This window comes from Rhodanobacter sp. Col0626 (assembly GCF_049994385.1).
Taxonomy (GTDB): Bacteria; Pseudomonadota; Gammaproteobacteria; order Xanthomonadales; family Rhodanobacteraceae; genus Rhodanobacter.
In genome coordinates this window covers 1-12,192 of sequence record NZ_CP188260.1, presented here as the reverse complement: position 1 = coordinate 12,192, position 12,192 = coordinate 1, and the positions used below count along the sequence as shown (strand labels likewise).

General features: G+C 61.9%; 11 protein-coding genes. 2 read left to right on the top strand and 9 right to left on the bottom strand.

Features of this window, described 5'->3' with window-relative positions:
- Positions 1-101: 101 nt before the first annotated feature.
- A complete protein-coding gene (locus ACPPVV_RS00055; RefSeq protein ID WP_426701450.1) occupies positions 102-746 on the top strand; it encodes a 4'-phosphopantetheinyl transferase family protein in 645 nt (214 codons plus the stop codon).
- Positions 747-830: 84 nt separating this feature from the next.
- Positions 831-1,574, top strand: coding sequence for a pyridoxine 5'-phosphate synthase (locus ACPPVV_RS00050; RefSeq protein WP_426701449.1), 744 nt, complete (start codon positions 831-833; stop codon positions 1,572-1,574).
- Between the two features lie 98 nt (positions 1,575-1,672).
- Here the strand turns inward: ACPPVV_RS00050 and ACPPVV_RS00045 are convergent, their stop codons facing one another.
- The 9 genes from ACPPVV_RS00045 to dnaA all read right to left on the bottom strand — a co-directional run bounded on the left by ACPPVV_RS00045 (position 1,673) and on the right by dnaA (position 12,192).
- Positions 1,673-2,077 (bottom strand): ExbD/TolR family protein, encoded by a 405-nt coding sequence (locus tag ACPPVV_RS00045; RefSeq protein ID WP_426701448.1) that lies wholly within the window; start codon positions 2,075-2,077, stop codon positions 1,673-1,675.
- A gap of 6 nt (positions 2,078-2,083) precedes the next feature.
- Positions 2,084-2,506: an ExbD/TolR family protein gene (locus ACPPVV_RS00040; RefSeq protein WP_426701447.1), complete on the bottom strand. Its 423-nt coding sequence runs from the start codon at positions 2,504-2,506 to the stop codon at positions 2,084-2,086.
- Between the two features lie 11 nt (positions 2,507-2,517).
- Positions 2,518-3,285, bottom strand: coding sequence for a MotA/TolQ/ExbB proton channel family protein (locus tag ACPPVV_RS00035; protein WP_426701446.1), 768 nt, complete (start codon positions 3,283-3,285; stop codon positions 2,518-2,520).
- 78 nt (positions 3,286-3,363) lie between these two features.
- Complete coding sequence (locus ACPPVV_RS00030; protein WP_426701445.1) at positions 3,364-3,864, bottom strand: energy transducer TonB; 501 nt, start codon at positions 3,862-3,864, stop codon at positions 3,364-3,366.
- 384 nt (positions 3,865-4,248) lie between these two features.
- Positions 4,249-5,538: a tetratricopeptide repeat protein gene (locus ACPPVV_RS00025; RefSeq protein ID WP_426701444.1), complete on the bottom strand. Its 1,290-nt coding sequence runs from the start codon at positions 5,536-5,538 to the stop codon at positions 4,249-4,251.
- Between the two features lie 258 nt (positions 5,539-5,796).
- Positions 5,797-8,232, bottom strand: coding sequence for a DNA topoisomerase (ATP-hydrolyzing) subunit B (gene gyrB / locus ACPPVV_RS00020; RefSeq protein ID WP_426701443.1), 2,436 nt, complete (start codon positions 8,230-8,232; stop codon positions 5,797-5,799).
- Positions 8,233-8,326: 94 nt separating this feature from the next.
- Positions 8,327-9,421, bottom strand: coding sequence for a DNA replication/repair protein RecF (gene recF, locus ACPPVV_RS00015; RefSeq protein ID WP_426701442.1), 1,095 nt, complete (start codon positions 9,419-9,421; stop codon positions 8,327-8,329).
- Between the two features lie 79 nt (positions 9,422-9,500).
- Complete coding sequence (dnaN, locus tag ACPPVV_RS00010) at positions 9,501-10,601, bottom strand: DNA polymerase III subunit beta (protein ID WP_426701441.1); 1,101 nt, start codon at positions 10,599-10,601, stop codon at positions 9,501-9,503.
- Between the two features lie 256 nt (positions 10,602-10,857).
- The gene (dnaA, locus tag ACPPVV_RS00005; RefSeq protein ID WP_426701440.1) at positions 10,858-12,192 is read right to left on the bottom strand and encodes a chromosomal replication initiator protein DnaA; all 1,335 of its coding nucleotides are present in this window, start codon (positions 12,190-12,192) and stop codon (positions 10,858-10,860) included.

Sequence of the window (12,192 nt, the reverse complement as noted above, 5' to 3'; positions counted from 1 at the left end):
CTCGTTCTCCCCTTGCGGACGCGGCCCAGGTCGGTAGTTCCCCGAGCGCGTCTGGTGCGTGTTTGCTTGTGCCGCGACCGCGCCAGCGGCACCATGCCTGGATGATTGCCACGCCCGCCCGGATGATTGCCAACGTAGCAGAGCACCTGCAGGATGACGAGATTCACGTCTGGCGACTGGATTACCGGCGGCAGGATGGACGTGCCCCGCTGCTCCGCGTGCTCGGCGCCTACCTGGGAACCGACCCGGACGGGATTGCGCTGACCGAGGGTGAACACGGCCGGCCAGCGCTCGCGCCGCCGCATGATCAATCGCTCGGTTTCAACTGGTCGCACAGCGGCCATCAGGCAGTGATCGCGATTGGTCGCCGGATCACGCCGGGGATCGATCTGGAGCAGCGACGCGCAAGGCCGCGCGCGCTGGACATCGCCCAGCACTATTTCAGTGCCGACGAAACCGCTGCCCTGGTCGCCTTGCCGGCGGCGGAACGTGACGTCGCGTTTCTGGAACTGTGGACAGCCAAGGAGGCCGTGCTCAAGGCCTTGGGACGTGGCATCGCCTTTGGCCTGCATCGTCTGAGCATCGCCATCCACCCGCAACAGCTGAGCCTGGAGCGACTGGAAGGCGACGACGTACGCGCCTGGCAATTGCAGCGCCTGGCCATCGACTCCACCCTGATCGCCGCACTGGCGTGGCGCGGTGATCCGCGGCGCGTCCGGCATGAAGTGCTTGCCAGCGACGCCTGATCGGCGCACTGTTTTCGGCCCGGCGGCGGCCAGCGGCGATCCGATGGCGACCACGACCTCCATTGTTCGAGATCACCCAGCCCCATGACCCTGCTCAGCGTCAACCTCAACAAGATCGCCGTGCTGCGCAATTCGCGCGGGGGGTACGAACCCGACATCTGTTTCGCGGCGCAGACCTGCATCGAGTCCGGTTGCGGCGGCATCACCGTGCATCCGCGACCGGATCAGCGTCATGTCCGACCCGGCGACGTACGCGCGTTGGCCGCGATGCTGCGTGGCCGGGTGGAATACAACCTCGAGGGCAACCCGTTTGCGGGCGCCCGCGGTGACTACCCCGGCCTCGTCGCTCTGGCACGCGAGGTACGTCCAACCCAGGTGACCCTGGTGCCCGATGGCGACGGCCAGGTCACCTCCGACCATGGCTTCGACCTTCGCCGCGACATTGCACGGCTGCGCCCGCTGGTCGGCGAACTGTGCGACCTCGGCTGTCGGGTCAGCCTGTTCGTCGATGCCGGCAGCCAGGATTTCGATCTGGCCGCCGTGATCGGCGTGCAGCGCATCGAGATCTACACCGGGCCGTATGCGCAGAGCTTCGCCGATGGCCAGCCCGCCGCCGCCTTGGCGGCCTGTGCCGATACCGCACGACGCGCCCAGCAGGCCGGACTGGCGGTGAACGCCGGACACGATCTGAGCCAGGCCAACCTGGGCACGTTCAAGGCGGCGATCCCCGGCCTGGCCGAAGTTTCGATCGGTCACGCGCTGATCGGCGAAGCGCTGTACGAAGGGTTGGCGACAACGGTACGCAACTATCTGCAGATCCTGCGCTGATCGAATCTACTTTACGCCCACCTCCATCAACAAAAACCCCCGCACACGGCGGGGGTTTTTGTTGGATCGAGCGATGGTTGTCGCCCGCCGATACCGGATCAGAAGTTGTCGGTAAAACCGATCTTGACCAGGTTGTAGCTTTTTGCATCCGCCAGCACACGTGCCACGTACTGGTAGGCCACGGCGTCATCCGCGGCAATCTGGATTTCCGGCTGGTTGCTCTGCTGGGCGATCACCGCGAGCTGCGCTTTCAGGCCCAGCTCATCCACCGGCGTATCGTTCCAGTAGAACGCACCACTCGGATCGATCTTGAGATGGATCGGATCCAGCGGCGTCGGTGGATTGACGACGTTCGGATTCGGCTGCGGCAGATCCACCTGAATCTTCAGCGCCGGGATCGGTGCCGTGATCATGAAGATGATCAGCAACACCAGCAGCACGTCGACCAGCGGTGTCACGTTGATATCCGCCATTGGGCCGGCGGTTTTTGTGCTGAAAGCCATCTCAAGTCACCCTTTTGGCGCTTCGGTGGTCATGAAACCAACGTGGACCATGCCCGAATCTTTGGCATTGCCAATGATCTTTTTCACGATCTTGAACTCGGCGTCCTTGTCCGCACGAATCTGCAGTTCCGGCTGCGGCGATTTTTGCGCGTTGACCACAAACTGCGCACGCAATTCCGCTTCGGTCACCGGACGATCGTCAAGAAACATGCTGCCATCCTGCTTGACTGCCAGGTCCAGCGGCGGAACCACAACCTCTGCTTCCTTGGTCTTGGGGTTCGCCGTGGGCAGATCAATCGTGATGGTATGGGACATCAACGGAGCAGTGATCATGAAGATGATCAGCAGTACCAACATCACGTCGACCAGCGGCGTGACGTTGATTTCCGACATCGGGCCGCCGGAATTACCACCTAGGCTGACTGCCATGGGTCAATCCCTCACTTCTGGGTTTCGACGCGCGAGCCGGTCGCGAAGAAGTCGTGCAGGTCATGCGCGAATTCGTCGAAGCGGGCATAGATCACGCGATTTGAACGATTGTAGAAGTTGAAGGCGAACAGCGCCGGGATGGCGGCGAACAGACCGAACGCGGTCATGATCAATGCCTCACCGACCGGGCCGGCCACCGAAGCCATCGAGGCGTTGCCGGTAGCTGCAATGCCGATCAGGGCGTTATAGATGCCCCACACGGTACCGAGCAGACCGACGAACGGCGCCGCGGAACCGACGGTGGCGAGCAAGGTCATGCCGCCTTCCAGACGCAGGCTTTCACGTGCCACGGCCTGACGCAGGGCGCGGTCGATGAATTCCGAACGGCTCAGCGTCTCAGCCAGGCGGCCGGTGGTGCCGACGGCGGTCTGCTGATGATGGGCAACGGCCGAAGCGGCGTCGAGCGCGATCTTGGAGAACGGTTCGCCCTTGGGCTGCGCTTCCAGTTCGCGAATCGCGTCCTGGGTGGAGCCATTGGCCCAGAACCCGTTGATGACCTTGTCGGCGCGGGCCTTCACCGTGGCATTGCGAATGCCGTTGGAAATGATGAAGTACCAGGACAGGAGCGACATCGCCGTCAGCGTCACGAAGACGACCCAACCGAGCCAGTCGAAATGCTGGATCAGGTTGGCAAAGCCCATCTGCTTCATGGCTTCGGCGTTGGTATTGCCACCCATGGCCTGGGCGGCATCGGTTGTTGCAGGAGTCTGTAGGAACATAACGCTACCCTAGGGAAGTCAAGCGTGAACTGTAACTGTAATCGTGTGAAACCGAATTACAGCTGATTGATAGGCTGATTACATCTGGCCGCTGAGGTTGAAGTTGACTGGAATGCGTGCATACCCTTCAACCTTTTGTCCGTTTCGGATTGTCGGGTTGAAGCGCCAATGCCGTGCAGCGTCCATGGCCGCTCGATCAAGCTCGTGATAACCGCTGGACTTGTCGATCTTGATGTCCTTCGGCGAACCGTCGACACCGACCAGAACCATCAGAATAACCGTGCCTTCATGATGCTGCCGTTGCGCCTGTGGCGGGTACTTCGGCTGAAGACGACTGTTGTAGCTGAGATCCGAGCTGGCTGTTATCTCCGATGGCGGTGCCGGTGGTGCTGGCGGTGCCGGCGGCGGTGCCTGGACAGCGTTCGCCGATTGCTCTTCCACCGGTGGTGGCGGAGTCGGCGGCGGCGGTGTCGGTGGCGGCTTGACCTGCTGAATGATCTTCGGCGGCGGCTGCTTGGGTGGCTCCGGCGGCGGCGGCGGCGGCGGTGGTGGCGGCGGCGGCGGCTCGATGAAATTCACCTGGACGATATGCTCTTTTTCTTTGTGATTCTGATTCGGCGGCGCCATGGGCGCCACGATCAACAGAAACGCAAAGGCATGCAGCCCAATGGCTACAGCAAGTGCCCAGGTGCGCTTCCAACTAAACGGCTCGCGCCCATTTTCTTCGTTACTTGAGGCCATCTGTCACTATCTGAAGCTGATCAATCGGAAGAGAACGTTGCCGCAGGGCTTGGCCCGAAACCGTCGGAATATCTGACGGAATTCGGATGAAACTCGCCACTGGGGAGACGCAGGGAAAGGTTTTCAACGGTACAACAGCACATGACATTTGTATAGCACCTGCGGGACGAACGAATGGATGTCCATCCATCCCGCAAACTTCCCTGTGTCGCGGGTTCCGGCTCAGCCGGCACCCGCCTTTTTCAGCCATGCATTGGCTTTCGCCGCTGTCTCCGGCTGCTGCGCAGCCTTCTTCATGGCAGTGATCGCTGCAGGCTTGTTCTTGAGGCCGCGTTCGCTCTCGGCGAGCAGCATGTACGCGGCGCCTTTCTGCTTTACACCCTTGTCGAGACTTTGCTGGATCAGTCCCTTCGCCTGGCTGTATTTGTTCTCGCTCAGCAGCAGTCTGCCGGCGCGCAGGGCGGGCTCACCGTCGGTGGCGAGCGGCGCGGCCTTGTTGTAATAGTCGACCGCCTTGCTGGTGTTGTTGGCCAGTTCGGCCGACTGGCCGAGCAGCACGTAGGTATCCGCACTGGGCTTGACCACGCCCTTGCTCATGCCGTCCTCGAGTACCTGGGAGGCCTTGACGGCATTCGGTGCTGGATCGTCGCTGTCCTGCCCGGTAACCAGATACAACTTGGCCAGGCTCACGTAATTCGCTTCGGTCTTGAACGTGCCGGCGGCGCGGGCCTTCTCCAGCAACTGGATCGCTTCGGGATACTTGTGCGCCTGCATCAGCACCGCGGCGGAATTGTTGAGTGCGTTCGGATCGTTCGGGCTCGCGCTGAGCTGATCCTGCGCCAGTGCGGCCGCCTTGTCGTTCTGGCCGGATTCGGAGTAGCTGGCCATCAGGATCTGGTTCCAGCTCGCTTCCGGTTTGTCGGTCAGCGATTTGGCCTTGTTGATCGCCGCGATGGCCTCGGGATACTTCGTGAGGCGGTAATCGGCGTTGCCTTCGAGTGCGTACGAGGCGGCGGTTTCCTTCTTGCCCTCGGCGCGCCACTTGGTGACCGTGTTCAGCGACGCCTGGTACTGCTCGTCGGCCAGTTGGAACTGAGCCAGCATGTACATCAGCTGGTAGTAGGTATCGTTCGGCATCACGCCGAGCGCCAACGAGCGCTGCAGAAGATCGATCGCGTTCTTGTGGTCGCCGCCGTTGAACTTGATGCTGGCCAGACCCTGCAGGGCCAATGCCTGGGCATATTTGCTCTTGCTGCCGTCGACGATCGGCTGCAGCAGTTGCTGGGCCTTGGCGGCATCGCCTGCGGCCACGGCATCCAGACCGTCATTGAGAGCCTTCTGATCCTTTTCGCTGGTCAGGTCGAGTTTGGGCTCGGCACGGGTCGCGTTGGGATACTGCACTTCCGGCTTGGCCTTGGCGTCGGGCTTGTCACGAGCCATCGCCGGGCTGCTGGCCACGACGAGCAGCAAAGCTGCGCTCGCCAGCATGGTTAACCCTCGGGCATGCTTCATGGTTGTCCTCATATCGGTCGGCGCCGTTGAATGGCGCGGGGGAATTACGGAGGTTAACCCGAGCCGGCGCACGATAACAAGTCGCACTGCCGCATAAAAGATTGTTAAAAATCAATTACTTGGCGATTATCCACTCGGGCGAATGCCATTAATGCACGCCAGCGGTGCTTATGGCGTGAGTTTCGGGCGGCCATGCGGGAGGGACGTCAGCCCATTCCGCCGCCCTGGAACGGCGGCGGCGGAACTCCCGGACGTGCGTCAAATATCCAGATTGGCGACCTTCAGCGCATTCGCCTCGATGAAGTCGCGACGCGGTTCGACTGCCTCGCCCATCAACATCGAGAACATCTGGTCGGCAGCGATCGCGTCCTCGACCCCCACCTGCAGCATGCGTCGCGTCTCCGGGTTCACCGTGGTATCCCACAGCTGTTCCGGGTTCATCTCGCCCAGGCCCTTGAAGCGCTGGATGCTGCGGCCTTTCTTGGCTTCGTCGAGCAGCCAGTTGCGGGCATCCAGGAAACTGAGCACACCGCGCGAGGCGTTGCCGCGACGAGCCACCGCATCCGGCTGGATCATGCCGGCGATCTGCTGGCTGATCGCCAGGATCGGGCGAAACTCGTTGCTGCTGAAGAACGGTTGCGGCAGGAACCAGGTGTGACTGAGGCCATGCTGTTCCTTCACCACCTCGAGCGCAGCCGGTTGCTCGCCGACCGCCGGCCGCAGCGCCATCCGGTAATGCGGCTTGCCCAAGCCGCTGGCGGCCAGGCGCTGGGTCGCGCCGTCGAGCCAGGCCTGCATCGCGACCGTGTCCGACCACAACGACGGTTCGATCGGCACATGTTCGAGCAAGGCGTTGAGCACGGCGGCATCGAAGCGATGGGCCAGCTTGGCGATTTGATCGAGCGCATGCTGATACCCACGCAGCAGCTTTTCCAGCGCCTCACCGGTGATCGGTGGTGCGTCCGGGCTGTAGGTCAACGAGGCATTGTCGACCGCGCTGGAGATCAGGTAGTCGTTCAGCGCGGTGTCGTCCTTGATGTACAGCTCCTGCTTGCCCTGCTTCACCTTGTAGAGCGGCGGCAGGCCGATGTAGATATGGCCGCGTTCGATCAACTCCGGCATCTGACGGTAGAAGAAGGTCAGCAGCAAGGTGCGGATATGCGAGCCATCGACGTCCGCATCGGTCATCAGAATGATGCGGTGGTAACGCAGCTTGTCCGGGTTGTACTCGTCCTTGCCGATGCCGGTGCCCAGCGCGGTGATCAGGGTGCCGACCTCGGCAGACGCCAGCATGCGGTCGAAGCGCGCCTTCTCGACGTTGAGGATCTTGCCCTTCAGTGGCAGCACGGCCTGGGTCTTGCGGTTGCGACCCTGCTTGGCTGAACCGCCGGCGGAGTCACCCTCGACCAGGAACAGTTCGCACAGCGCGGGATCCTTTTCCTGACAATCGGCCAGTTTGCCCGGCAGGCCGGCGATGTCCAGCGCGCCCTTGCGGCGGGTCATCTCGCGCGCCTTGCGGGCGGCCTCGCGGGCGCGGGCGGCATCGACCACCTTGGAGGCGATCGCCTTGGCTTCGTTCGGATGCTCCAGCAGGAATTCGCCGAGCTTTTCGTTGACGACCTGCTCCACCACCGTCTTCACCTCGGACGAAACCAGCTTGTCCTTGGTTTGCGAGGAGAACTTCGGATCGGGCACCTTCACCGACAGCACGGCGATCATGCCTTCGCGCATGTCGTCGCCCGAAAGCGAGCCGACCTTGGCGTTCTTGGCCAGTCCGGATTTCTCGATATAGCTCTGCAACGAACGGGTCAGCGCGGCACGAAAGCCGGTGAGATGGGTGCCACCGTCGCGCTGCGGGATATTGTTGGTGAAGCAGAACATCGTTTCCTGGTAGGAATCGGTCCACTGCATCGCCACTTCCACCACGATGCCGTCCTGCTCCGCGGTCAGGCTGATCACGTTCGGGTGCAAGGCAGTCTTCAGCTGGGCCAGATGCTGCACGAACGAACGGATGCCTCCCTCGTAGGCGAACCTGTCATGCCGCCCCTCGCCACGCTCGTCATACAGATCGATGGTGACACCGGAATTCAGGAAGGCCAGCTCACGCAGGCGCTTGGCCAGGATGTCGTAATGAAATTCGATGTTGTTGGTGAAGGTGGCCGGGCTGGGCAGGAAGCGCACCAAGGTGCCGCGCTGGGTCGAAGGGCCCACCACCTTCAGCGGATACAAGGGCTCGCCCAGCGAGTATTCCTGCTGATGTTCCTGGCCATTGCTGTAAATCGTCAGCCACAGGTGGTCGCTGAGTGCGTTCACCACCGACACGCCCACGCCGTGCAGGCCGCCGGAAACCTTGTAGGAGTCCGCATCGAACTTGCCGCCTGCATGCAGCACGGTCATCACCACTTCGGCGGCAGATCGGCCTTCTTCCGGATGGATATCCACCGGGATGCCGCGGCCGTTGTCACAGACGCTGACCGAGCCGTCTTCCAGAATCCTGACAGTAACCTGGTCGCAGTAACCCGCCAAGGCTTCGTCGATCGCGTTGTCGACGACCTCGAACACCATGTGGTGCAAGCCAGTGCCGTCATCGGTATCGCCGATGTACATGCCCGGGCGCTTGCGCACCGCTTCCAGTCCCTTGAGGACCTTGATGTTGCTTGAGTCGTAGTGCGATTCGTTCATGGATTCGTTCATGCGTTGACCGTTTCCTGGCGCCAGCGACCCGCCCGACACGGCGCCGTGATAGGCCGGACAGGGTTATGCAATCTTGGGAGATGCAACCTTCCGATTATAGCAGGCGCGTCAGATCACCTTGTTCCACGTGGAACACCCGAGCCGGCAGTCCATGCAATGCGTCGGGCAAGTCGGTCCCGGTCAACAAGACTTGTGCATTTGCTGCCTGCAGTTGAGCCACCACGGCAGCCTGATGGGCCTGATCGAGTTCCGAAGCGAGATCGTCCAGGCACACGATGGGCCATTCACCATGATGCTCGGCGTACAGCCCGGCCTGCGCCAGCATGCAGGCCAGCGCCGTGAGTTTTTCCTGGCCACGGGAAAGATGTTCGCGCAACGGCGCGTGCTCGAACACCATCGACCAATCCGCACGATGCACGCCCGCCGTGGTGTGTCCGCGAGCCAGATCCCTGCCCCGTTGTTCGCGCAGATGATAGGCCAGATCCCGATCGTCCGACCAACCGCGTCGATAGCGCAGTTCCATGGCGCCGAGTTCCGGCAGCAGCCCCGTCACGCTGGCCAGCAATCGGGGGCGCAGTAGTTCCAGGTAAGCCTGTCGCTGCTGATCGATCTGCTGCGCGCATTGCGCGAGTTCCGCTTCCCACGGAGCAAAAAGTTCGTCCGACGCGGTCGATCCGGAGCGCAGCAGGCTATTGCGCTGTTTCAGCGCGCGTTGATAGCGCCGCCAATTGGACAAGAAGTCGTGTTCCACGTGGAACACGCCCCAGTCGAGGTAGCGACGGCGCTCCTCGGCCGCCCCGGCGATCAATGCGTGCGAACCCGGTTCGAAACAGACTACGGCACACTCACGTACCAACTGACCCAGGGCCACGCTGGCGCCATCCACCTTCGCCTCCCAGCGAACGCCCTCTCGACCCAGCCCCAGTCGGTTGGCGCGACCGTCCCTCTTCCGCAACTCCGCGAATATCGACAGCTGCGGCACGCCTCTCTGCAGGAGAGCTTCTTTCGCCCCGCTACGAAACGAACGTGCGTGCGACAGCAAGAACACCGCCTCCAGCACGCTGGTTTTACCGGCGCCGTTAGCGCCCACGAAAAAGTTGATCGCAGGATCCAGCGCCAAGCTGACGTCGGCCAGGCACCGCAGACCACGGATACGGAGTTGTTCCAGTTGCACGTTACCTGTACCCACAAACGCGAACGCCGAAGTTCCTTGCGGGAACCCCGGCGTCGCCGGATGTCACGGACCAAGCCAAACCCATGCGTAGCCGTCAGAGCCGCAGCGGCATGATGACGTGGCGGGCATGCTCGTTGTCGTGCTCCTGTACCAGGCAACTGGACTGCGCATCGCGCAGGCTGAGGCGAGCCTGGTCACCACGCAACGCGGCCAGTGCATCGAGCAGGTATCCGACGTTGAAGCCCACCGCCAGATCCGACACATGCGTATCGGCTTCGACTTCCTCGACTGCCTCTTCCTGCTCCGGGTTATGCGCCACGATGCGCAATTTGCCCGGCGACAGCTCCAATCGTACGCCACGGTACTTTTCGTTCGACAGGATCGCGGCACGTTGCAAGGCGCCGCGCAGCACTTCGCGATCCAGCGTGGCGGTCTTGTCGGCGCCCAGCGGGATCACTGCCTCGTAATCGGGGAAACGGCCGTCGATCAGCTTGGAGGTAAACACCACATCGCCACGGCGCACGCGCAGGTGATTGCGACCGAACTCCAGTTCCACCTGGCCATCCCCGGTTTCCAGCAGACCGACCAGTTCGTTGACGCCCTTGCGTGGAATGATGATCTGCCGGCGTGTGCTCACCGAACTCTGCAATTCGGTTTCCTTCATCGCCAGGCGATGGCCGTCGGTGGCCACGCAGCGCAGGGTGTGCTCCTGGAGATCCAGCAACATGCCGTTGAGGTAATAGCGCACGTCCTGGTTGGCCATCGCAAACGACGTGCGCTCCATCAGGTCGCGGAGCACCTCTTCGGGCAGGCTGACCTTCTCCACCAGTTCGATCTCGTCGACGGTGGGAAATTCGCTGGCAGGCAGGGTGGTCAGCGTGAAGCGGCTACGCCCGGCGTTGAGCGCCACGCGATCGCCGTTGAGCTTGAGCTCGATCCGTGCACCGTCCGGCAGGGCACGAACGATGTCGAACAGCTTTCGCGCGGGGATTGTGATTTCGCCGTCAACCAGTTTCTCCGCTTCCGCGGTGGCCACCATCTCCACTTCCAGATCGGTACCGGTCAGCGACAGTTTGCCGTCACCGACCTTGACCAACAGGTTGGCCAATACGGGGAGCGTCTGGCGACGTTCAACCACACCAACCACCTGCTGTAGCGGCTTGAGCAGAGCTTCTCGTTGGATGCTGAATTGCATGACTATGCTTCCCCTATACCTGCTGTTCTGTCTTTAAAAGAAGTTTAGTAGTTGTTGTAGGTGCTGTGGGTAACTTTTATATCGTGAAATTATCTTGGAAATCAAATAATTGCACATTTTTTTGCTTGTGTTTGAAAGGGCTGCTTGGCGGTGGGTGATTTGTGGATAACTCCAGGCGCCAATTCATCCACCCATTATCCACAGCTTGAACCCACCCTTATCCATAATGTTTGCGCGCGTTGGGAAAAAAAGCCCATCAGCCGGTGAGCGTCCGGATCAGTTGCTCCCAATCCTGCCGCATCCGGGCATCGGTCTCGACGAATTTCCGGATCGTCTTGCATGCGTGCATGACCGTGGTGTGGTCGCGCCCGCCGAACGCCTCGCCAATTTCCGGCAGGCTGTGTTCGGTCAACTCCTTGGACAAGGTCATCGCGATCTGGCGCGGTCGTGCCAGCGAGCGCACGCGCCGCTTGGACAACAGGTCCTGCAGCCGCACGTTGAAATATTCGGCGGTGATCTTCTGGATGTTCGGAATCGTGATGGCCTGGGCGTGCGTGGCCAGCAGGTCACGCAGGGTTTCCTCGGCAAAGTCGGTGGTGATCGGCTTGCCGTAGAAATTCGCCCGCGCCGCCAGCGTGTTCAATGCACCCTCGAGGTCGCGCACGTTGGAGCGGATGCGCTTGGCCAGCAGCATCGCCACGTTCTCGTCCACGGCCACACCCTTCTCGTGGGCCTTCGCCAGCAAAATGGCAGCCCGCGTCTCGAAATCCGGCGGCTCGATCGCCACGCTCAAACCCCAGCCCAGGCGCGACTTCAGCCGTGGCTCGAGCTTGTCCACTTCCTTCGGATAGCGGTCGCAGGTCAGGATGATCTGCTGCTTGGATTCGAACAACGCATTGAAGGTGTGGAAGAATTCCTCCTGCGTGGTGTCCTTGCCGGCGAAGAACTGGATGTCGTCGATGAGCAGGGCGTCAACCGAGCGAAAGCGGCGCTTGAACTCATCCATGCTCTTGGCGCGCAACGCCTCGATCATCGAACCGACAAACTGTTCCGAGCGCAGGTACAGCACCTTGAACTCAGGATTGCGTTCGCGCATCAGGTTGCCGGCGGCGTGCATCAGGTGGGTCTTGCCCAGCCCGGTGCCGCCATACAGCAGCAGCGGGTTGTAGGCGCGTCCGGGATTCGTCGCCACCTGCATCGCGGCGGCCTTGCCAAGCTGGTTCGACTTGCCCTCGACGAAGGTCTCGAAGGTGTAGTGCGGATCCAGATTGTGGTGATAGGTCGCCGTTGCCGCCGCGATCGGAGCCCTCGGTGCGGGCGCCGGCTTGGCGGCGGCTGGTGCCGGCCTGGCCGCGTTGGAGCCGACGTCGAGGCGCACCGGCCAGGGCTTGCCCATCAACTGCAGCAGGACGGCTTCGATCTGTGCCAGATAGCGTTGGCGCACGGTGTCCAGCGTGTAGGAATTGGGCGCGAACAGCTGCAGGCCGTCGGCATCGTCGCGCGCCTGCAGAGGCATCAGCCAGGTATGCAGGTCTTCGGCGCTCACATCGCCTTCGAGACGCCCAAGGCAGCGCCGCCACAGATCACTCAT

What these genes read in the sequence shown, in the direction of transcription:
- ACPPVV_RS00050 (WP_426701449.1), top strand. Translation starts at nt 831, where the DNA reads ATGACCCTGCTCAGCGTCAACCTCAACAAGATCGCCGTGCTGCGCAAT.
- ACPPVV_RS00040 (WP_426701447.1), bottom strand. Translation starts at nt 2,506, where the DNA reads ATGGCAGTCAGCCTAGGTGGTAATTCCGGCGGCCCGATGTCGGAAATC.
- ACPPVV_RS00025 (WP_426701444.1), bottom strand. Translation starts at nt 5,538, where the DNA reads ATGAAGCATGCCCGAGGGTTAACCATGCTGGCGAGCGCAGCTTTGCTG.
- gyrB (WP_426701443.1), bottom strand. Translation starts at nt 8,232, where the DNA reads ATGAACGAATCCATGAACGAATCGCACTACGACTCAAGCAACATCAAG.
- ACPPVV_RS00035 (WP_426701446.1), bottom strand. Translation starts at nt 3,285, where the DNA reads ATGTTCCTACAGACTCCTGCAACAACCGATGCCGCCCAGGCCATGGGT.
- dnaA (WP_426701440.1), bottom strand. Translation starts at nt 12,192, where the DNA reads ATGAGTGATCTGTGGCGGCGCTGCCTTGGGCGTCTCGAAGGCGATGTG.
- dnaN (WP_426701441.1), bottom strand. Translation starts at nt 10,601, where the DNA reads ATGCAATTCAGCATCCAACGAGAAGCTCTGCTCAAGCCGCTACAGCAG.
- ACPPVV_RS00045 (WP_426701448.1), bottom strand. Translation starts at nt 2,077, where the DNA reads ATGGCTTTCAGCACAAAAACCGCCGGCCCAATGGCGGATATCAACGTG.
- ACPPVV_RS00055 (WP_426701450.1), top strand. Translation starts at nt 102, where the DNA reads ATGATTGCCACGCCCGCCCGGATGATTGCCAACGTAGCAGAGCACCTG.